This window comes from Mesorhizobium sp. WSM3873 (assembly GCF_001672445.1).
Classification (GTDB): domain Bacteria; phylum Pseudomonadota; class Alphaproteobacteria; order Rhizobiales; family Rhizobiaceae; genus Mesorhizobium.
In genome coordinates this window covers 1-20,083 of record NZ_LYTM01000037.1, presented here as the reverse complement: position 1 = coordinate 20,083, position 20,083 = coordinate 1, and the positions used below count along the sequence as shown (strand labels likewise).

General features: G+C 65.2%; 19 protein-coding genes. 11 read left to right on the top strand and 8 right to left on the bottom strand.

Features of this window, described 5'->3' with window-relative positions; translation table 11 throughout:
* The 3 genes from A9K71_RS32255 to A9K71_RS22520 all read right to left on the bottom strand — a co-directional run.
* A partial coding sequence (locus A9K71_RS32255) for a hypothetical protein (RefSeq protein ID WP_156752749.1) occupies positions 1-205 on the bottom strand: 205 nt, incomplete at its 3' end.
* Between the two features lie 3 nt (positions 206-208).
* Entirely contained in the window at positions 209-1,303 is a 1,095-nt protein-coding gene (locus tag A9K71_RS22525) for an NAD(P)/FAD-dependent oxidoreductase (protein ID WP_067001194.1), read from the bottom strand.
* 234 nt (positions 1,304-1,537) lie between these two features.
* A complete protein-coding gene (locus tag A9K71_RS22520) occupies positions 1,538-1,771 on the bottom strand; it encodes a hypothetical protein (protein WP_067001193.1) in 234 nt (77 codons plus the stop codon).
* Between the two features lie 172 nt (positions 1,772-1,943).
* On the opposite strand from A9K71_RS22520, the gene A9K71_RS22515 reads away from it, so the two are divergent.
* From A9K71_RS22515 to A9K71_RS22495, 5 genes are all read left to right on the top strand, one after another.
* On the top strand, positions 1,944-2,543 hold the full coding sequence (locus tag A9K71_RS22515) for a DUF922 domain-containing protein (RefSeq protein ID WP_067001192.1): 600 nt from the start codon (positions 1,944-1,946) through the stop codon (positions 2,541-2,543).
* Positions 2,544-3,013: 470 nt separating this feature from the next.
* The gene (gene ugpC / locus A9K71_RS22510; protein ID WP_067001190.1) at positions 3,014-4,093 is read left to right on the top strand and encodes a sn-glycerol-3-phosphate ABC transporter ATP-binding protein UgpC; all 1,080 of its coding nucleotides are present in this window, start codon (positions 3,014-3,016) and stop codon (positions 4,091-4,093) included.
* Between the two features lie 36 nt (positions 4,094-4,129).
* The gene (locus A9K71_RS22505; protein ID WP_067001188.1) at positions 4,130-5,455 is read left to right on the top strand and encodes an ABC transporter substrate-binding protein; all 1,326 of its coding nucleotides are present in this window, start codon (positions 4,130-4,132) and stop codon (positions 5,453-5,455) included.
* A 107-nt stretch (positions 5,456-5,562) separates the two neighbouring features.
* Positions 5,563-6,501 (top strand): sugar ABC transporter permease, encoded by a 939-nt coding sequence (locus A9K71_RS22500; RefSeq protein ID WP_067001186.1) that lies wholly within the window; start codon positions 5,563-5,565, stop codon positions 6,499-6,501.
* 1 nt (position 6,502) lies between these two features.
* Complete coding sequence (locus A9K71_RS22495) at positions 6,503-7,396, top strand: carbohydrate ABC transporter permease (protein WP_067001185.1); 894 nt, start codon at positions 6,503-6,505, stop codon at positions 7,394-7,396.
* Positions 7,397-7,450: 54 nt separating this feature from the next.
* Here A9K71_RS22495 and A9K71_RS32940 read toward each other — a convergent pair whose 3' ends face one another.
* Positions 7,451-7,576, bottom strand: coding sequence for a hypothetical protein (locus A9K71_RS32940; RefSeq protein WP_280940571.1), 126 nt, complete (start codon positions 7,574-7,576; stop codon positions 7,451-7,453).
* A gap of 156 nt (positions 7,577-7,732) precedes the next feature.
* A complete protein-coding gene (locus A9K71_RS22490) occupies positions 7,733-8,152 on the bottom strand; it encodes a VOC family protein (RefSeq protein ID WP_067001184.1) in 420 nt (139 codons plus the stop codon).
* 324 nt (positions 8,153-8,476) lie between these two features.
* Here A9K71_RS22490 and A9K71_RS22485 point away from each other — a divergent pair, with 324 nt between their 5' ends.
* Both A9K71_RS22485 and A9K71_RS22480 read left to right on the top strand, forming a co-directional pair.
* On the top strand, positions 8,477-9,688 hold the full coding sequence (locus A9K71_RS22485; RefSeq protein ID WP_067001182.1) for an MFS transporter: 1,212 nt from the start codon (positions 8,477-8,479) through the stop codon (positions 9,686-9,688).
* Positions 9,689-9,957: 269 nt separating this feature from the next.
* Positions 9,958-10,593: an ankyrin repeat domain-containing protein gene (locus A9K71_RS22480; protein ID WP_156752748.1), complete on the top strand. Its 636-nt coding sequence runs from the start codon at positions 9,958-9,960 to the stop codon at positions 10,591-10,593.
* 43 nt (positions 10,594-10,636) lie between these two features.
* Here A9K71_RS22480 and A9K71_RS22475 read toward each other — a convergent pair whose 3' ends face one another.
* The gene (locus tag A9K71_RS22475; protein ID WP_245299732.1) at positions 10,637-12,946 is read right to left on the bottom strand and encodes a cation:proton antiporter; all 2,310 of its coding nucleotides are present in this window, start codon (positions 12,944-12,946) and stop codon (positions 10,637-10,639) included.
* Between the two features lie 394 nt (positions 12,947-13,340).
* Between A9K71_RS22475 and A9K71_RS22470 the strand changes: the two genes are divergently transcribed.
* On the top strand, positions 13,341-13,529 hold the full coding sequence (locus A9K71_RS22470) for a hypothetical protein (protein WP_067001207.1): 189 nt from the start codon (positions 13,341-13,343) through the stop codon (positions 13,527-13,529).
* A gap of 33 nt (positions 13,530-13,562) precedes the next feature.
* Here A9K71_RS22470 and A9K71_RS31740 read toward each other — a convergent pair whose 3' ends face one another.
* Positions 13,563-14,456 (bottom strand): LysR substrate-binding domain-containing protein, encoded by an 894-nt coding sequence (locus A9K71_RS31740; protein WP_067001174.1) that lies wholly within the window; start codon positions 14,454-14,456, stop codon positions 13,563-13,565.
* A gap of 108 nt (positions 14,457-14,564) precedes the next feature.
* On the opposite strand from A9K71_RS31740, the gene A9K71_RS22460 reads away from it, so the two are divergent.
* The 3 genes from A9K71_RS22460 to A9K71_RS22450 all read left to right on the top strand — a co-directional run bounded on the left by A9K71_RS22460 (position 14,565) and on the right by A9K71_RS22450 (position 18,515).
* The gene (locus A9K71_RS22460; protein WP_067001172.1) at positions 14,565-16,088 is read left to right on the top strand and encodes a sulfatase-like hydrolase/transferase; all 1,524 of its coding nucleotides are present in this window, start codon (positions 14,565-14,567) and stop codon (positions 16,086-16,088) included.
* 17 nt (positions 16,089-16,105) lie between these two features.
* Positions 16,106-17,671 (top strand): ABC transporter substrate-binding protein, encoded by a 1,566-nt coding sequence (locus A9K71_RS22455; protein ID WP_067001170.1) that lies wholly within the window; start codon positions 16,106-16,108, stop codon positions 17,669-17,671.
* A gap of 112 nt (positions 17,672-17,783) precedes the next feature.
* The gene (locus A9K71_RS22450; protein ID WP_082980653.1) at positions 17,784-18,515 is read left to right on the top strand and encodes a DUF2270 domain-containing protein; all 732 of its coding nucleotides are present in this window, start codon (positions 17,784-17,786) and stop codon (positions 18,513-18,515) included.
* Between the two features lie 51 nt (positions 18,516-18,566).
* Here A9K71_RS22450 and A9K71_RS22445 read toward each other — a convergent pair whose 3' ends face one another.
* Positions 18,567-19,946, bottom strand: a complete 1,380-nt coding sequence (locus A9K71_RS22445; RefSeq protein ID WP_245299730.1) for an amidase family protein — start codon at positions 19,944-19,946, stop codon at positions 18,567-18,569.
* Positions 19,947-20,083 lie beyond the last annotated feature (137 nt).

The following is a 20,083-nucleotide window of genomic DNA, read 5'->3' as shown; positions in this document are numbered from 1 at the left end:
GAAACAGAAGTTCAGCAAGATCATGCCGCGCGTTGATGTCGCGCGGATCGCGAACTGCTTGCAGGATCGACAAAACAAGCCGCACTCGGGCCTCCTCTGCTACGAGAAAGCCTCTCAAGAATCCTTCTTTTGCGGCTTGGCAATAGCCAATCAACTTATCTGCGATTCCCCTGCCCTCAAGGGGGGAGATCGGCAGTTCCGCCACGCCTCACCCCGCAATATCCCTCGCCACCGCCTGCGCCTCGATGCCGATCTCGCGCAGCAGGCCGGTGACCGGATTGTAGAAGCCGACGAGGTAGACACCCAGCGCCGTCGCCCGTGGATTCACTCCACTCTTCCCCGGCCGCAGCTCCGCCGGCAGGATGCCGTCATAGCCAGGACGGTAGCCGGTGGCGAAGATTACGGCGTCGAAGTTTTGTTCCTGCCCGCCGGCGAATGTTGCGCCGTCCTCGGTGAAGCGGACGATATCGGGGAGAATGCCGATCCTGCCCGCCTTGATCGCTGCTACAGTTCCGACATCGATGACCGGAATGCGGCCGGCGTCGATCTGCTTGAGGATTCCTTCCTTGGGCCTGACGATGCCGTATCGCTCCAGCCTGCCCAGCGCAAGGTCGAGGATTTTCGGGAACATCCAGTCGTTCAGCGCCCGCGGCATCGGCCGGCTGGCGATGCCGACCATCTGGATCGGCAGGCCGAAGAGCTGGCGCGGCACGATGTGGACGCCCTTGCGCACCGAGATCGTCGGATGCGCGCCGCTCTCGGCAAGATCGAGCGCGATCTCGGCGCCGGTGTTGCCCATGCCGACGACCAGCACGTTCTTGGCCGTATAGGTCGTGGCCTCGGTGTAGGCGGCGCTGTGCAGCACCTCTCCCTTGAAGGTTTCGATGCCGGCAAAGGCCGGCGTTATCGGCTCGGCGTTATTGCCGGTGGCGATCACGATCTTGCGGGCGTTGAAAGGACCGGCATCGGTCTCGACCACGACTTTTTCGCCCGCCCTGCGGATCGATTTCACCGTGACGCCGAAGCGCGGCTCCAGGCTGAAACGCGCGGCATAGGCATCGAGATAGGCAACCACTTTTTCACGCGGAACGTAGCGAGGGTGGCTTTTCGGGAACGGTACGAAAGGGAGTGACGAGAAGGACTTCACCGTGTGCAGGTGCAGCCGCCGGTAATGCCGCCGCCAGGCCGGCGCCAGCTCGCTCGCCTTTTCGAGGATGATGAAATCGACTCCGGCCCGCTTCAGGCAGGCCCCGACAGCCAGCCCCGCCGGTCCCGCGCCGACAATGACGACATTGGTGTCCAAGGTAGCCTCCTCCCCCAAGGCGGGAAGAAGCTATGCCCGAGGTGTCGGAGGAGCAAGTAGGGGAGTCACCTAGCCTTTGCGGGACAAGGTGCACCGAGCGAAGTATCTGTCGCCGAAGGCGACGGAGCGATCGCTGCGCGTGAAGTGCCGGCGCCTTGCGCGGAGGAATACAACGTCGGCGATCTGCGTGAGACGACCCCTCAGGCCTCAAGGGGGGAGATCAGGATTCGCGCTCTACTCCGTCCCGCTCGGCGCTTCGGCCTCGTCCTCGGGCGGTTCGAGAATCTCGATCAGCCGCGCTACCCTGGCGCCCGGCATCGCGCGACCCTCGTTCATCAGCGCCTCGTCGGCGCCGATCCAGGCGAAGGCCTCGCGCAATTCCTCAAGGCTGGCGCCGGTGAGCGCGACGTCGGCGATGACGGCCTCGTCGACAGGGCCAAGAACGGAAATGATCTCGTTGCGGGTCATCCTTGTCTCCCTGGGGCGGAACGATGACAAGGAAACGGCGGACGGGTGGAGCGGGTTCCGATGGCGCCGGCGCGTTGTCTCCGCCTTGCGGGAGAAAGCGCCGCGCCGGCTTTGCTCTTGCGCCGACAACCGCTATGCACGGAGGCTCGTCCCGGAATTCTGCCGAGTCCTCATGAAATCCGTCTTGCTGCTTTCCGCCCTGCTCCTCTCCTCACCAGCCCTCGCCCAATGGAAGCCGAGCGAGAAGGTCGAGACCTATGCGATCTCAGGACAAAGCGTGGAGGCGCTCTATGTCTCGATCGGCGAGAAAGGCCCTGTGATCGGCAGGGACTCGGCCGGCAACGGGCGGCGGGCAATCGCGCAGACCAACTTCAAGCTGACCTGGCAGCGCGATTATCAGACCGAAGGCGGCGCCTGCGTGCTGAAGACCGCTCGCCCGAAGCTGATCATCACCTACACGTTGCCCAAGCCCGCCGCAAAACTTGCCCCCGCCGTGCAGGCGCGGTGGGACGCGTTTGCCGCCGGCCTCGCCGCACACGAGAAGGTCCACGGCGCCGGCATCGTCGACATGGTGGACAAGATCGTCGCCTTCAGCACCGGCCTCACCGTTGCCGACGACCCCGGCTGCACCAAGATCAGGGCGGAGCTGACGAATTATCTCGACCAGCTTTCCAAGGCGCAGCGCCGGGCCAGCCGCGACTTCGACAAGGTCGAGTTCGGTCCGGGCGGGAACTTGCAGAAGCTGATTGCGGCGTTTCTGATCGGCGGGTGAACACGGCCAAGGAGCGGCCGCGCCCCTTCCCGCGGTGGCAGCAGGGCCACACCGGAAGCACCGCTATCAGCATTACCGCATCTCGAATGGGACAGCTGCCAATCCCGTCTGCGCGGAAACGGGAACTGTCGGCTCTTTCTCGGCTAGGTTGAAATCTACACCTTAGTACTTGCTAATGCGCATTCAGCCTTCTTCGCCGACCTGATTAGTGGCCATCCGGCACAGCCCTGGATTGACTTAGCTCACGGCAGGCTGGCTCATTTGTCCTTTGAGACGAAAGTCTAAGGGCATGCGCCGCAGCTTTACAGGCGGGTTTGGTAGCGCTACCGTTTCACAGTCGCGTGACCCGGGGGGAGCTGGGGCAAACGTCGCCGACGCCAGTGGTGGATGCTTGCCGGCATCCGTTTCAGCCACACCTTGATTGGAAACGGCTCCCCGCGAAACCCGCAGGGACCATCGGGAGGAGTTCGATGGCGTCTGTCGCGATTGGCGATGTCTACAAGTCGTTCGGAGCCACCCAGATCCTGCACGGCGTCAGCGTCGATATAGAAGACGGCGAGTTCGTCACGCTGGTCGGGCCGTCGGGATGCGGAAAATCGACGCTTCTGCGGATGATTGCCGGGCTGGAAAAAATCTCCCGCGGCCATATTTCGATCGGCAGCCGTGTCGTCAACGATGTTGCGCCGAAGGAGCGCGACGTGGCCATGGTCTTCCAGAACTACGCGCTCTATCCGCACATGACCGTGGCCGAGAACATGGCGTTCTCGCTCATGCTGAAGGGAGTGGCCAAGGCGGAGAGCGATGCCGGGGTGAAGCGCGCGGCCGAGATCCTCGGGCTGGTGCCGCTTCTGTCGCGTTATCCGCGCCAGCTTTCGGGCGGCCAGCGGCAGCGCGTCGCCATGGGCCGGGCGATCGTGCGCAATCCGCAGGTGTTTTTGTTCGACGAGCCGCTCAGCAACCTTGACGCCAAGCTCAGGGTCCAGATGCGCGCCGAGATCAAGGAACTCCACCAGCGGCTGAAGACGACGACGATCTATGTCACGCACGACCAGATCGAGGCCATGACGATGGCCGACAAGATCGTCGTTATGCATGACGGCCTCGTCGAGCAGATCGGGCCGCCGCTCGAGCTCTACGACCGGCCGAACAACCTCTTCGTCGCGAGCTTCATCGGCTCGCCGGCCATGAACCTGCTCAAGGGCACATTCGCCAATGACGGCGCGCCGTCGTCGTTCCGGGGCGCGGGTGGCGTCTCCGTGCCTCTGTCGAAACCGCCCGCGATCGGCAACGGCGAAGCCGTCGTGCTCGGCGTTCGGCCCGAGCATCTGCGGCTGGCCGAGGACGGCATTCCGGTCACCGTGGTGGTGATCGAGCCGACCGGCTCGGAAGTGCAGATCATCGGCCGGACGGCCGGCGGAGAGGATATCGTCGCCAATTTCCGCGAACGCCATTCCTTCGCGCCGGGAGAAACCATCCGGCTGTCGGTGGAACCCGGCCCCATTCATCTGTTTCACGGCGAAACGGGCCAGCGGATCGAAGCGGCGCCATAGACCACGCAACGAGGAAACCCACAGGAGGAGACGAGCATGAAGTTCACCAGACGCGACGTGATCCGCACGACCGCCGGCGCGGCCGCCGGGGCCTTGGGCAGCCGCTTCCTCGGCTCGAGCGCCTTCGCCCAGGAGGGCCTCACCTACAAGCCGGAGGAAGGCGCCAAGCTCCGGCTGCTGCGCTGGTCGCCTTTCGTGCAGGGCGACGAGGACCAATGGCTGAAGAATACGAAGCGGTTCACCGAGGCGACGGGCGTGGAGGTGCGCGTCGACAAGGAGAGCTGGGAAGACATCCGGCCCAAGGCGGCCGTCGCCGCCAATGTCGGCTCCGGTCCCGACCTGATGTTCGTCTGGTTCGACGACCCGCACCAATATCCAGACAAGCTGCTCGACGTGACCGAACTCGGCGACTATCTCGGCAAGAAGTATGGCGGCTGGCACGACGGCCCGAAGCAGTATGCGACGCGCGAGGGCAAGTTCCTCGGCCTGCCGCTCGCCACCATCGGCAATGCCATCGTCTATCGCGAAAGCTGGGTGAAGGAGGCCGGCTTCTCGGAATTCCCGAAGGACACGGCGGGTTTCCTCGACCTGTGCAAGGCGCTGAAGGCAAAGGGCCATCCCGCCGGGTTCACCCATGGCCACGGCGTCGGCGACGGCAACAACTATGCGCATTGGCTGCTATGGAGCCATGGCGGCCAGATGGTCGACGAAGCCGGCAAGGTGACGATCAACAGCCCCGAGACGCTCAAGGCGATCCAGTATGCGCAGGAGCTCTACAAGACCTTCATCCCCGGCACGGAAAGCTGGCTCGACGTCAACAACAACCGCGCCTTCCTGGCCGGCGAAATAAGCGTGATCGCCAACGGCATCTCGGCCTACAACACCGCCAAGGTCAACAAGGACAATGACCCGAAGCTGGCCGAAATAGCCAAGGACATCCGCACCACCAATCTGCCGATCGGTCCGGTCGGGAAATCGGTCGAGCTGTTCCAGGTGACCACGGCCGTCATCTTCAACTACACGCCCTACCCCAACGCGGCCAAAGCCTATCTGCAGTTCATGTTCGAGGACCCGCAGATGTCGGACTGGATCACGTCGTCGGCCGGCTATTGCTGCCAGACGCTGAAGGCTTTCGACAACAATCCGGTGTGGAAGGCCGACCCGAACAACGCCGCTTACGCGAAAGCTTCGGCGACGCTGCGACCCAACGGCTATGCCGGGCCGCTCGGCTATGCCTCGGCCGCGACCATGGCCGACTATGTGCTGGTCGACATGTTCGCCAAGGCGGTGACAGGACAGGCGACACCGCAAGAGGCGATGGAAGAGGCCGAAAAGCGCGCCAACCGCTATTATCGCGTCTGATCCTGCCGGGCACCTGAAGCAAGGGTGGCCGCGTCGGGATCTTCCGGGGCACGGAAGGACCACGCGGCCACCACCACTCCACCGCATGTTGCGAGGAATTCGCGCCCATGGCCGTGCCATCCGTTGCCGTTCAGCGGCGTCCGTCGATGCTTTCGCGACTTGCCGAGAGCCGGAACACTCTTGGTCTCGGCTTCATGCTGCCGGCGGCGGCGCTGCTCCTGGTCTTTCTCACCTATCCGCTGGGACTCGGCGTCTGGCTTGGCTTCACCGACACGCGTATCGGCCGGCCCGGCATCTATATCGGCGTCGAGAACTATGAATATCTCTGGAGCGACAGCGTGTTCTGGCTGTCGGTCTTCAACACCGTGCTCTACACGGTCAGCGCTTCGATCCTGAAATTCGTGCTCGGCCTCTGGCTGGCTCTCATCCTCAACGAGAAGCTGCCCTTCAAGTCGTTCTTCCGCGCGGTGGTGCTGCTGCCCTGGGTGGTGCCGACGGTGCTGTCGGCCATCGCCTTCTGGTGGATCTACGACTCGCAGTTCTCGATCCTGTCCTGGGCGCTGCAGCAGATGGGGCTGATCGACCACCGCATTAACTTCCTCGGCGATCCGACCAACGCGCGCGCTTCGGTCATTGCGGCCAATGTCTGGCGCGGCATCCCGTTCGTCGCCATCACGCTGCTTGCCGGCCTGCAGACCATCCCGCAGTCGCTCTATGAAGCCGCCACGCTCGACGGCGCCAGCCGCTGGCAGTTGTTTCGCCATGTGACGCTGCCGCTTTTGACGCCGATCATCGCCATCACCATGACTTTCTCGGTGCTCTTCACCTTCACCGATTTCCAGCTGATCTATGTGCTGACCCGCGGCGGGCCGGTGAACGCCACCCACCTGATGGCGACATTGTCCTTCCAGCGCGGCATTGCCGGCGGCCAGCTCGGCGAAGGCGCGGCAATCGCCGTTGCCATGATCCCCTTCCTGCTGGCGGCGATCCTGTTCAGCTATTTCGGCCTGCAACGCCGCAGGTGGCAGCAAGGCGGCGGAGACTGACATGGCCGCGATCAGAGAAGTCGAGCGCCTGGACACCGACGAAGGCGGCATGGGCTACCTGCAGAGCCTGCCGCGCCGGGTGGTCACGGTCTATCTGCCGCTGCTGGTGTTTCTCATCGTGCTGCTGTTTCCATTCTACTGGATGACGATCACGGCGGTTAAGCCCAATGTCGAGATGACCGATTATGTGAACTACAATCCGTTCTGGGTCGTGCATCCGACGCTGGAGCACATACGCTATTTGCTCCTGGAGACCTCCTACCCCGGCTGGCTGCTCAACACGGTGATCATATCGACGGCGGCCACCTTCCTGTCGCTGGCGGCTGCGGTGCTCGCCGCCTACGCGATCGAGCGACTGCGGTTCTCAGGCGCCCGTCAGGTCGGCCTTGCCGTCTTCCTCGCCTATCTGGTGCCGCCTTCGATCCTGTTCATCCCGCTGTCGGTGATGGTGTTCAACCTCGGTCTCTACGACACGCCCTTCGCGCTGATCCTCACCTACCCGACCTTCCTGATTCCGTTCTGCACCTGGCTGTTGATGGGCTACTTCCGTTCGATCCCCTTCGAATTGGAGGAATGCGCGCTGATCGACGGCGCCACCCGCTGGCAGATCCTGACCAAGATCGTGCTGCCGCTGTCGGTGCCGGGCCTGATCTCTGCCGGCATCTTCGCCTTCACGCTGTCCTGGAACGAATTCATCTACGCGCTGACCTTCATCCAGTCGTCGGAGAAGAAGACGGTTCCGGTCGGCGTGCTCACCGAGCTCGTCCGCTCGGACGTCTATGAATGGGGAGCGCTGATGGCAGGCGCGCTGATCGGCTCGCTGCCAGTGGTGGTGCTTTATTCGTTCTTCGTCGAGCACTACGTCTCCTCGATGACGGGCGCGGTGAAGGAATAGCTTCCGCTTTGGCGGTCATGGCCATTGCACGAGGCACCCGCCGATCGATGGATTTTAGCGGATCGGCACCAGCGTGGCAGCCTCGCGGATGACGCGGATGGCGTCCGGATTGGTGACGGGATAGCACCGGCCGCGATCGACAGCGGCGCCAAGCGGCATTTCGAGAAAACGAAGTTGCAACTCATCGCCGCCGGTTTCGAAGTCATGCCTGCCGATGCCCAGCCCCGATGCTCCGACGAGGTGGCGAGCAAGAAGCCGAGGGAGTGGTGCGTCGCGCTATCTCCCCCTTGTGGGGCCCCCTTGTGGGGGAGAGAACGGCGCCCGCCGCCGCGCTAGCTAAAAACTCACCTCCACCGCCGGCGCACTGCGCTTCGCCTCGCCATGAAACACCGCCTCGATGTTGCTGCCGTCGGGGTCGAGCAGGAAGGCGGCATAGTAGCCGGGGTGGTAGGGGCGCTCGCCCGGGGCGCCGTTGTCCTTGCCGCCGGCGGCAAGGCCCGCGTGGTAGAAGGCGTCGACCATGGCGCGGTCCTTGGCCTGGAAGGCGAGATGGTGACGGCCGGTGAGCACGCCCTGGGCCGCGCGGCTATCGGCGCTGGAAACGAACAGTTCGTCCGCCCAGAAATAATCCTCGGCCTCGCCGCCGATCGGGACGCCCAGCACCTCGAGCACCGCGCCGTAGAAACGCCGGCTCGCCTTGACGTCGCGCACTACCAGATGAAGGTGATCGATGAGCCGGCCGCGGTAGAGTTGCATGGCGTTTGCCTCCTCCCGATTGCTGCGGCTCAATCTAGAAGGGCCTGGTGCGCGGTCAATGTGGGTGTGGAAGACTGCTGACAGTTAGAGAGGTCGGCGCGAGGCACCCCCTCTGTCCTACCGGACTGCCCGGCAGGACAGAGGGGGTGTGAAGGAACGCCAGCATAAGGCGATAGGCCAACATCTCCCAAAGAACCAGATAAAAAATGCAACCAGATTGTAGGATCGGTGTCCGCAGCGGCGTCCTTCGGACGCAAGCGGCGCGATGGACCTGGAAAAACCGTGCCGCATCAAACAGGATGCCTTAGGGCACGGGAGAAAATCATGAATCCTTCCTATCGTTGGGTCATCGTCGCGGCCGGCGCGCTGATGACCTGTGTGGCGCTCGGCGCGATGTTCTCGCTGGCGATCTTTCTCGAGCCGATGTCGATCGACACCGGCTGGTCGCGCGCCGGAATCTCCAGCGCCATGACGCTGAATTTTCTGGTGATGGGCGTCGGCGGCTTTGCCTGGGGCTCGATCTATGACCGCGTCGGTGCCCGCCCCGTCGTGCTTGCCGGCGCGGTGCTGCTCGGGCTGGCGCTGGTGGTGGCGAGCCGAGCCAACTCGCTGCTGATCTTCCAGCTCAGCTACGGCGTGATCGTCGGGCTGGCGGCCAGCGCGTTCTTCGCGCCTATGATCGCGCTCACCACCGCCTGGTTCGACACCAACCGCAGCCTTGCCGTGTCGCTGGTTTCGGCCGGCATGGGAGTGGCGCCGATGACCATCTCGCCCTTCGCCCGCTGGCTGATCTCGGCCTATGACTGGCGAACCGCCATGTTCGACATCGGCGTCATGGCCTGGGTGCTCCTGCTGCCCGCCGTCTTCCTGGTACGCCAGCCGCCGGCGGCCGGCGCGGCGGCCGACAGCGGCATGCCGGCGCGTGCCGCCGACGATCCCGGCATGAGCGTCGGCCAGGCGCTGCGCTCGCCGCAGTTCCTGGTGCTGGGCATGACCTTCTTCGCCTGCTGCGCGGCGCATTCGGGGCCGATCTTCCACATGGTCAGCTATGCGATGGCCTGCGGCGTTGCGCCGATGGCTGCCGTCTCGATCTATAGCGTCGAGGGCCTTGCCGGCCTTGGCGGACGCCTGCTCTACGGCGTGCTCGGCGACCGGCTGGGGGTCAAGCCGGTGCTGATCACCGGCCTTGCCATCCAGGCCGCAGTGATCGCCGCCTATCTCGCGGTCGGCCGGCTCGAGCAGTTCTACGTCCTGGCCGTCATCTTCGGCGCCACCTATGGCGGCGTCATGCCGCTCTATGCGGTGCTGGCACGCGAATATTTCGGGCCGCGCATCATCGGCACGGTGTTCGGCGCCGCCACCATGCTCTCCAGCCTCGGCATGTCGTTCGGCCCGCTCGCCGGCGGCATGATCTACGACGCCTATGCCAGCTATTCCTGGCTGTTCATCGGCTCGGCGCTGGTCGGCCTGGGCGCCGCCGGCATCGCGATCGCCTTCCCGCCGCAGCCGAGCCGGCAGCGGCTGCAGATGGCATAACGAGATGAATCTCCCTCCTCGAGGGGGAGATGTCGCCGAAGGCGACAGAGGGGGTCGCGGCGCGTCAAGCGCCGACGCCCCTCTCCGTCGCATGGGGCGCCGGCGATCCACGCTCGGACCTGCCCTGCCGGCATCTCCCCTCGAGTTGCCCGCACCGCCGACGCGAAATCCATTGCCCGACGACGGCGAGTGTGAAACACTCCGCGAGAGAAAGACGCTGCATCTGAATGCCGGCCGGGCCGGCGCCATCCGCGGTCGGGGATATTGCAGTGGACACAGGCCTGGAAGCCGCAGAAGCAAGGAATTGGTCCCGCCTGCTGGTCGCGGCCGAGAGCGGCGATGCCGAAGCCTCGCGCGCGGAGCTCGCGGCGGGCGCGGATATCAACCAGACCGATGAAGACGGCTGGTCAAGCCTGCACCTCGCCGCGCATAACGGCCGCATCGCCGTGCTCGAAACCTTGATCGGCCACCCGGCGGTCGACGTGAACTGCAGAAACAAATGGAAGAGCACGCCATTGAGCCTGGCCGCGGCCAGGGGTCACCTCGCCTGCATCAAGTCGCTGCTGAAGCATCCGCAGATCGATATCGACGCCCGCGCCGACTATTACGGCAGGACGCCGCTCATCGAAGCGGCAAGGAACGGGCATCTCGCTATCGTCAAGCTGCTGGTCGAGCATGGCGCCGACGTCAATCTCGCCGACAAGACGGGACGCAACAGCGCGCTCATCGAGGCGATCAAGGGACGCCACTTCGAAGTCGCGCAATATCTGCTGGAATCCCGCAAGGTGAACTTCCTCAACAAGGACATGCGGCTCAATGCGCTGATCTGGGCCGGCAGCACGCGCAACGGCGAGCTCATCGGCAAGCTGGACGCCGCGATCCATCGCTTTTTCGAAGGCAAGTGAAGTGCGGCCGTCAGCCATTGGAACCGTCAGGCCGAAGCTGCCCTCAGCCCGTGCCCGTACCTGACCTCAGCGCCTCCCTGCCCTCGTCGTCGCGGCGCAGCCGCGCGTCGGAGATCAGCATCACCGGGCATGGGCAGCGATGCAGCACGCCGCTCGTCGTCTCGCCGAAGATGAGCTCCTCACCCGGCCGCCGCGCCACGCCCATGACGATCAGCGCCACGCTCCTGCCCGCCTGACGGGCAATGGCATCGGCGGCGGCGGCCCTCGAGCGGATGGCCGTCTCGATCTCGACGCCATAACGGTCGGCAAGCGCGACAATGTCCTTCAGCACAGCCTCCCTGCGGCGATGCGAGACGGTGTCGCGCGGTTCGTCGCGACCCGGACGCGCGACATAGAGGACCTTGACCGGCGCGCCGGTGACGGAGGCGACGGCAAACGCAAGTTCCGCGCCGCGGCGCGCATTCGCCGTGCCGTTGACCGGCACCAGGATCCTGCCGGATCCCGGCCCAAGGCGCGGCATCTGCCGGCCGGCGCCGGCCGGCTTCAGCACCAGGCAGAGCGGGCCCTCGAAGGCGCCCGCGACCTCGTTCAGCCGGCGCGAGAAGCCGCCCTTCGCCGTCACCGCTCGGCCGAGGCCGATGAGCAGCATGCCGTAGCCCTTGCGCGCCTCCTTGGCGACCGCCTCGGCGGAGAGCGGAGCGTCATGCAGGCGGCGTGTGAGGGGGACTTCGTGCGCAGGCTCCTCGTCGGCTTCCTTCGCCGCCTCGCGGCCCTGCTCAGCGCCCTTCTCGATCTCGTCCAGATGCGCCGCCTCGACGGGGTCGGCTTCGCTTTCGCCGCTTGTACGGAGCACGGTCGTCGGCTTGCCGGCGCCGATGACACCGGCGAGGTAGGCGGCGAAGCGGCCGACGACGCCCTCGTCGACCACCACCAGCAGCCGCTCCAGATTGGTGATGAAGCCGCGCTGGTCGACCTCCTCGCGCTCCAGCCTTTTCTTCTCCTCCTCCCCCATCGGCAGCCGCCCCAGCGCCCAGCGCAATGTTGGCGGCATGGCCAAGGTGGTGATCACGGCCATGGTGACGATCATGGTGAAAAGCGTGTGCGAGATCACGCCGATCGACAGACCGATCGAGGCGACGATGACCTCGGTCGAGCCCCGCGCATTCATGCCGCAGCCGACGGCGATGCCCTCGCTGCGGCTCATGCCCGCGGCCTCCGCGCCGATGAAGGCGCCGCCGAACTTGCCGAGGCTGGCGATCGCCACCAGCGCCACGGTGAGCAGTGCAAGCTCGGGATCGACGAGCACTGTCAGGTCGGCCGAGAGACCGGCGACGCCGAAGAACACCGGCATGAAGAGTGCCGTGATCACGCCGCGCAATTGCCCCTCGATGTGGCGCGACAGGATCGGCGACTCGCCGACCAATATGCCGGCGACGAAGGCACCAAGCACCGTATGCACGCCGATCAGGTCGGTGACCAGCGCCATGCCGCCCATGATGGCGAGGATGACGGTGACCACCGCGTATTCCGAGCGGAAGGTGTCGTTGGTCCAGCGGATGGCGTCGAAGACGATGCGGCGGCCGAGCGTGAAGGAAAAGGCCATGAAGGCGGCGACGCCGGCGAGCGTGAAAGCGAGGCTGGCGAGCTCGATGCGGCCATGCGTGGCGATGCCGATGGTGATGGCGATGATCACCCAGCCGATCGTGTCCTCGATGATGGCCGAGGAGACGATGATCTGGCCGAGGTCGCGGCGCATGAAGTTCATCTCGCGCACCACCATGGCGACGATCTTGACCGAGGAGATCGAAAGCGCGGTGCCGAGGAACAGGCCGGAGACGATGCGCTCGCTGCCGGTGGCGAGCAGCGAGGCCGGCATGAACTGCGCCGCCACGAAGCCGAGCGCGAAGGGCACGGCGACGCCGGTGGCGGAGATGGAAAAGCACGCGCGGCCGACCCGGCGCACCAGCCTCAGGTCCGTCTCCATGCCGGTCAGCAGCAGAAGCATCAGCACGCCGAACTGGGCGATGGCGTTGATCATCGACTTCTGCGCGGCATCGCCGGCAAAGACCAGCCGCTCGGCCGCGGGCCACAGCCAGCCGAGCAGCGAGGGCCCGAGCAGGATGCCGCCGATCAGCTGTCCCATCACCGCCGGCTGGCCGAGGCGCTCCAGCAATTCGCCGATGCCTCGGCCGACGACGAGCAGCAAAATGACTTCGAGAACGAAGATGCCTTCGCTCGACATGCCGGTTTTTTCGGCGGCGAAGGCGGCGGCCGGCATCGATGCAAGCGCCGCCGCCGCAAGCGCGAGACAAACCGGCCGGCGCCGGTTGGGCATGAAGGACAATTGCCGCACCCCTCGATTATCCTCGCCATAACGGTTTCGCACATGCATCGGTTGCACGGCGGTGGAACTGCCACTCTCTCCCGTTGTGGGGGCGATGTCCGGCAGGACGGAGGGGGCGCCGTGGAGAGCCAACGTCGATTCAACCTATCTCCAAAGCAAGTCACTTTTAACCCCCATGGAGGTGCCTGCAAGGGCTGGGATGCCGGTGGGACAGCGCCTCCTCGGCCCTGCCGGACAACTTCCTCACCGGCGCGGAGGGATCGGGCAGTTCCGGCTCCGCCCGCCTCTCTCAAGCAGCTTCGGTCTCGCGTACAATTCGATTCAAATGCCGCCGCCCATCTTTGCTTGTCGGTAAAGCGACTCACGCATGGTCGCGGCACGGCGGGGCAATAAGGAGAAGCTAATGAAAAGCGACTTTGCCGCCGCCCACCTGCACCTCGACAGGGCCTGCCATTATCTGCGCGGCGACGACGAGACAAGCCGCACGGCGCTTGCGGCGCTCGACCTTGTGATCGAGGCGGTCGCGACCGCCCTCCATCCCCGGCCCGAGGCCGAAGTGGTGCCGTTTCCGATATCAGCCGCTCAGCGATAGGAAGCATCCATGACCGGCGGCCGGCAATGCTGATTAACGGCCGATCAGATCGGTCATCGCCTCGATGACCTTGCCGGCCGCCGCCCCCGTCGCCGACCGATCATTGACGATGATCGAGATGCGAAACGGAATGTCGAACTGGATTGGCCTGAGTGCCAGTCCGAACTCGGAATAGAAGCCCGCAGTGAACGGATCGACCACAGCCAGCGAGCGGCCGCCCCTGACCAGCGCGCAAGCCAAGAATGACTGGAAAATGTCGGCGACGGTGTTGGCCGCGGTCACTTCGAGCAGCCTCGCGCCGTCGCGGCTGCGCCGGAAATAGAGCTCGCCCAGCGATACGAAAGGATAACGCGAAAAATCTTCCAGCCGGACCCGCTCGCTCTCGGCGAGCGGGTGCTTCTGGTCCATGACACAGACGCTATTGCGCTCGAAAGTGGCGACGCATTTGGCATCCAGGAAGGAAACGCCCGCGTCCACCAGGCCGACATCGGTCAGGCGCGAGGCGACGGAGGAGACGATCTCCGTCGAGCTGCGCACCGCGATGGTGGTCCTTGCCTCCGGAAAGCGCGTCCGAAGCTGCTGGATCGCTTCCGGCACGATGTTGAAGGACATCGCCGCCAGCGTGCCGATGCGCACGACGCCGCGCTTCAGTTCCCTGATCTCCTGCGCCGCCATGATGAGGTTGCGCGCGCCATGAAACGTCTTGCCGACCTCGCCGTAGAACAGCAGGCCCTGCTCGGTCGGAACGAGCCGACCGTGCGAGCGATCGAACAGGCTGAGGCCGGTATCGATCTCCAGCTCCTGCAGCAGCCGGCTGACGCTCGGCTGCGAGACGTTGAGCGCGACCGCAGCGCCCGACACGGAGCCGGCCACCATCGTTGCCTCGAAGGCCTCCAGTTGACGAACGCTGAGCCCAGAAAAACGCATCTCGTCCTCCCGGTATAGGATTAGCACATACCGAACGAAAATCTTGATCTTTGATTTCGCTGCGTTTCGGGCCCTAGCTGCAAGCTTAGCAGAACGGGCGGAGCCGTCGTGAAGCGAGCCAATGTCATCTTCATCTGTGCCGACCAGATGCGCTACGACGCGCTCTCGGTCACCGGCAACCGCGTCGCCCATACCGCAAACATCGACCGCATCGCCGCGCGCGGCGCAACCTTCCATCGGCACTTCACGCCTAACCAGATTTGCTCGCCAAGCCGAGCGACCATGGCAACAGGGCTCTATCCACGCCATCACGGATTGTGGCGCAACGGCGTGGCGCTCGACGATCGGCTCCCTAATCTGTGGCAGGCGCTCTCGCTTGCCGGATACGCCACAAAAGGCGTCGGAAAGCTGCACTTTCAGCCACTGCTCGCGCCCGTCGAACGCGACATGCCTGAATCGCTTGCCTATTGGGAAAGGCCGGGCTGCGAGGACTGGCACGGTCCCTATTTCGGCTTCGATGCCGTCGACCTCGTCATGGGCGAAGCCAACGAAGCCACTCGCGCCGGCCACTACGCCGCCTGGCTCAAGCGCAACCACCCCGAAGTGGTGGACCTCTACGAGCCCGACGCCAGTCCCGACAGCCGGGCGCAGGATCTGAACGAAGTCTGGAAAAGCGCGGTGCCGCCCGAGTTGCACTACACCAGTTGGATCGCGGATCGGGCGATCGACTTCATCGAGCGCCAGGGGAAGCAGGCAGAGCCGTTCGGCCTGTTCGTCTCGTTTCCGGACCCGCACCACCCCTTCGCCCCGCCCCGGCCCTATTGCGACCTGTTCCGACCGGAGCAAATGCCCACGCCGACCATCCGGGCGGGCGAGTTGGAGCGGATGCCGGCCTATCTCGGCGAAGGCGACGATCCGACGAAAGTGCCCTACATCGCCTCCGGCGAGCAGCCGCGCGAGCAGGGCTTCCTCCTGCGCACCGACGATATCTCCGACGAAACGCTGGCCATCGCAATCGCCCACACGCATGGCATGATCCAGATGATCGACGATGCCGTCGGGCGGCTGCTCGCGGCCCTGGACGACGTTGGCGTGCTCGATGACAGCTTCCTGCTGTTTACCGCCGATCATGGCGAGTTGCTCGGCGACCACGGGCTGCTGCGCAAGGGGCCGCCGCCCTACCGACAACTGCTGCAGGTCCCGCTGGTTCTCAGCGGTCCAGGCATCCGCGCCGGAACAAACCTCGATGCGCTGACCAGCCACCTCGACCTGTTCGCGACCATCGCATCGCTGCTCGGCCTGCCGGCGCCCGCGACCGACGGCACCGATCTCAAGCCGCTGATCGACGGCCGGGTCGCCGACGTCCGCGACTTCCTGTTCGGTGAATATCATCCGCGACGTGACGCCTGCCTCTACAACCAGTCGATCATCTCCAAGGAGTGGCGGTTCACCCGCTATCCCAACCAGCCGGCCTGGGGGGAGCTGTTCGATCTTCGCGAAGACCCCTGGGAGCACTGGAACCTGTTCCCCGAGCGAGCACTCGGCGCGCAGGCGCGCGCACTGAGCTCGGTTCTCGACCGGCGGCTGCCGCCACAGCCGCTGATGGGCAACGAAGTCCTTGGCGCCTACTGAACCAATGGGAGAATGACATGAACGACAGAAGCGTCTTCTCGAGCCTGGACAGCATGAACCGCCGCAGCTTCATCAAGACGGCCGCTGCGGCTGCCTTCGCCACGGCGGCGTTTCCACATAGCGGCCTTGCCGAGGCGCCGCGCAAGGGCGGCGCTCTGCGCCTTGGCCTCAACGGCGGCAGCTCCGCCGACACGCTGGACCCGACGCAGCTGATCGGCACTTTTTCCATCAACGTGTCGCGCCAGGTCTACAACACGCTGGTGGAGATCGGCGATGACGGCAAGCCGGCGCCGGAGCTCGCGGCAAGCTGGGAAGCCAGCGACGGCAACAAGCGCTGGATCCTGAATCTCAGGCAGGGCGTGCAGTTTCACAACGGCAAGACGTTCGACGCCGACGACGTCAAATACTCGCTTGGCCTGCATATCGGCGACAAGACCAAGTCGAAGGCCAAGGGTCTGGTCGCCGACGTCGCGGAAGTGCGGGCCATCTCGCCGACGCAAGTCGAGATTCTGCTCAAATCGGCAAATCCCGACATGGATTATGTGCTGTCGGATCTGCATTTCGCCATGGTGCCGGCAGGCTTCGCCGACTGGTCGAAAGCGATCGGCACCGGTCCGTTCAAGCTCACCGCCTTCCAGCCCGGCGTGCACGCCACCGCCGCACGCAACGAGACCTACTGGCGCGGCGATCGCGGCCATGTCGATACGGTCGAGACGGTCGTGATCAACGACGCCGCGGCACGCGTCTCGGCTCTTCAAGGCGGCTCGGTGCACATCGTCAACGGCATCGACTACAAGATCGCTCCACTGCTCAAGAAGGACCCGCGCGCCTATCTGCTGGTCACCGAAGGCAAGCAGCATTTCTCGCTGCCGATGGACGCCACGAAGGAGCCGTTCAACAACCCCGATGTCGTGCTGGCGCTCAAGCACGCGCTCGACCGCGAGCAGATGGTGAAGCTGCTGATGGCCGGCTTCGGACGGGTCGGCAACGACCATCCGATCGCTGCCGGCGATCCGAGCTTCAATCCGAACATCGCGCAGCGCGGCTACGATCCGGACAGGGCCCGTTTTCACCTCAAGAAGGCCGGCAAGAGCGATCTTACCCTCGAGCTGCACGCCGCCCCCGTGGCGTTCGAGCAGGCGGTCAACACGGCCGAGCTTTTCGCGCAATCGGCCAAGCCCGCCGGCATCACCATCAGCGTCAAGCGCGAGCCCGATGACGGCTACTGGAGCGACGTGTGGCTGAAGAAGCCATGGGTGGCTTCCTTCTGGGCCGGGCGGCCGTCGGCGAGCATGATGTTCTCCTCAGTCTACGCCTCGGGCGCGCCGTGGAACGAGACGCATTGGAAGAACGACAGCTTCGACAGAAGGCTGACGGAGTCGCGCTCACTGGCCGATCCGGCAAAACGCCGCGAGGTCTATTTCGAGCTGCAGCAGATGATCCATGACGAGTGCCCGACCATCATCCCGGCCTTCGCCAGCTGGATCGACGCGGCGCGCCAGGAGGTGAAGGGATTCGTTCCCAATCCCAACTTCCTGCTCAGCGATCATCGCGTGGCCGAACGGGTCTGGCTGAGCGCATAAGATCTTCCGCCGGAGCGCGTCGGCAGGAACATTTCTGCCGGCCCCACATTGTGCTATATGGGGTGTGGCCGGCTCAATCGGCCGGCCACGGCGGGAGGCACGTGGCAAGGGGATGTCGCAGGTCCAGACCGTAAAGCCAGCCGAAGCAGCGGCGCCGCCAAGGGGCTCCGATGCGTTCGCGCTGAAGCTCACTTCCTCCGAATTCGCAACCACCATGTCGCATTTCCACCGCGCGGAGATCGGGCGCATGGCGGGCTGGCGCGACCGGCTCGACCGCACCAGCAATTGGGCGATCACCGTGGTGGCGGCGATGCTGTCCGTATCGCTGTCGACGCCCTCGGCGCATCACGGCGTGCTGCTCTTCGCCATGCTGCTCATCACGCTGCTTCTATGGATCGAAGCGCGGCGCTACCGGTTCTTCGACGTCTATCGGGCGCGGGTGCGTCAGTTCGAGCGCTATTACTTCGCGCAGATTTTTTCGCCGCAGCCGGACTTCGCCTCCAACTGGCTGGCCATCCTCGGCGAAGGCCTGCGCTCGCCGCGCTTCCTCATCTCGCAGCGCGCGGCGCTGGTCCGGAGGCTGCGCCGCAACTACGTCTTCATGTACACGATCCTGATGCTTGCCTGGGTCTTGAAGATCACCACGCCCAGCCTGCAGCGCGAAGGCTCGCCGATCGGCTTCAGCGCCTCGCTGCTTGACACCTTTCGCGTGGCGACGCTCGGTCCCATCCCCGGCGTCGTGGTGGTCTGCGGCGTCGTCGTGTTCTATCTTGCGATGCTTGCCGCCGCCTTCCTGATGCGCGCCGACGACGGCGAACTGTCGTTCGGCGACGTGCATGTTTGACCCTGGGCCGGCGGCCCTTGGTCTTTCACGCAGCCCTCCGTTTCCACGCGCTCACAATCCCGGTGGCCTGACGAAACCGTCGGTGAGACGCGCCAGCGCCTTCGCCACAGCCAGCAGCTTCATGTCCGAATGGCGGCGGCCGACCAGTTGGGCGCCGATCGGCAGGCCCTCCCGGTCGACACCGATCGGAATGACGGCGGCCGGATGCCCGGTCAAGTTGAAGCGGCAGGCGTGGCTGAGCGCGCTCCAGTAGGGCGTCTCGATGCCGTCGACGGGGATCGGCGCCCCCATTTCGCGGTGGCGGAAGGCCGTGCACATCATCGCCGGACAGACCAGCACGTCCCACCCGTCAAAGAAGCGCTCCCAGGCAGCGATGAATTCGTCGCGCTGGTTGAGCGCCTCGAGATAGGCGGCCAGCGAGGGCGAGGTTTCGCGCGGCTGCCGGAAGACCTGCGAATACCAGGTGATGAGATCGGAAAACAGCGCCCGCTCGGCCGCGAAATCGTGCTGCGGCAATGCCTGCCCTACCCGCGCGCCGCCGACCTCGATGGCGCCCGCGAAGCCGGCGATCGCGTCGGCGATGTCGAGCGCGGTCGGCACTCCGGGAAATTCGGGCGCGAAGGCAACCCTGAGCTTGCCCAGCGACGGCTCCGGCGCCTCGTCCGTCGCTACCGGCGGCACTTCGGTGTCGAGACCGTCGGCGCCGGCGATGATGCGGTGCGCCAGGATGAGATCGTCGACGTCGCGAGCCAAAGGCCCGATGTCGAACAGCAGGCGGAAGCTGCGCGGCAGGTCGGGCGGATCGGCGTAGCTGCCGGTGATCGGCACCGTCGCCTGCGTCGGCTTGAAGCCATAGACGCCGCACAGATGCGCCGGCATCCGGATCGAGCCGCCGGCATCGCTGCCGATCTCGAGCGGCACCAGCCCGGCGGCGACCGCGGCAGCCGCGCCGCCGCTGGAGCCGCCGGGTGTCCGGGTAACGTCCCACGGATTGACGGTGCGGCCGAAGATCGGATTGTCGGTCTGCAGGTCGCGCAGCCTGGGCGGCACGTTGGTCTTGCCGATGATGATAGCGCCGGCCTTGCGCAGCCGCGCGGCAATCGTGCTGTCCGTCGCCGGGACATGATCGGCAAAGGCTTCCAAACCGACGGTGGTGCGCATGCCGGCGGTGGCATGGCCGTCCTTCAGCGTGACCGGCACACCGTTGAGCGGACCGGCGGCCTCGCCGCGTGCGACCGCCATATCTGCGGCCTTCGCTCCGGCCCGGGCCGCCTCCTCGTCGAGGGTGACGATGGCGTTGAGCAGCGGGTTGACGACAGCGATGCGGGCAAGCTGCGCCTCCATCGCCTCGAAAGCGCCGACCTTCTTCTCGCGGATCGCCGCCGCCAGTTGCGAGGCGGTCAGGAAGGTGCTGTCCAAATGGCTCATCATGGTGTTCCTTCCTGCGGAACGGAAATAGGGGAGTAGGGAAGTAGGGAGGTAGGGAGGTAGGGAGGTAGGGAAGATCAGACTTCGTGAACTCCGCATATCGGATGCCAGTACCTTTTTCCCCTATTCCCCTATTCCCC

Coding starts and splice junctions, on each gene's coding strand:
- A9K71_RS22470 (WP_067001207.1), top strand. CDS start 13,341: ATGAAAAGCGACTTTGCCGCCGCCCACCTGCACCTCGACAGGGCCTGC.
- A9K71_RS22450 (WP_082980653.1), top strand. CDS start 17,784: ATGTCGCAGGTCCAGACCGTAAAGCCAGCCGAAGCAGCGGCGCCGCCA.
- ugpC (WP_067001190.1), top strand. CDS start 3,014: ATGGCGTCTGTCGCGATTGGCGATGTCTACAAGTCGTTCGGAGCCACC.
- A9K71_RS22520 (WP_067001193.1), bottom strand. CDS start 1,771: ATGACCCGCAACGAGATCATTTCCGTTCTTGGCCCTGTCGACGAGGCC.
- A9K71_RS22495 (WP_067001185.1), top strand. CDS start 6,503: ATGGCCGCGATCAGAGAAGTCGAGCGCCTGGACACCGACGAAGGCGGC.
- A9K71_RS22505 (WP_067001188.1), top strand. CDS start 4,130: ATGAAGTTCACCAGACGCGACGTGATCCGCACGACCGCCGGCGCGGCC.
- A9K71_RS22485 (WP_067001182.1), top strand. CDS start 8,477: ATGAATCCTTCCTATCGTTGGGTCATCGTCGCGGCCGGCGCGCTGATG.
- A9K71_RS22515 (WP_067001192.1), top strand. CDS start 1,944: ATGAAATCCGTCTTGCTGCTTTCCGCCCTGCTCCTCTCCTCACCAGCC.
- A9K71_RS22500 (WP_067001186.1), top strand. CDS start 5,563: ATGGCCGTGCCATCCGTTGCCGTTCAGCGGCGTCCGTCGATGCTTTCG.
- A9K71_RS22445 (WP_245299730.1), bottom strand. CDS start 19,946: ATGATGAGCCATTTGGACAGCACCTTCCTGACCGCCTCGCAACTGGCG.
- A9K71_RS22490 (WP_067001184.1), bottom strand. CDS start 8,152: ATGCAACTCTACCGCGGCCGGCTCATCGATCACCTTCATCTGGTAGTG.
- A9K71_RS22455 (WP_067001170.1), top strand. CDS start 16,106: ATGAACGACAGAAGCGTCTTCTCGAGCCTGGACAGCATGAACCGCCGC.
- A9K71_RS31740 (WP_067001174.1), bottom strand. CDS start 14,456: ATGCGTTTTTCTGGGCTCAGCGTTCGTCAACTGGAGGCCTTCGAGGCA.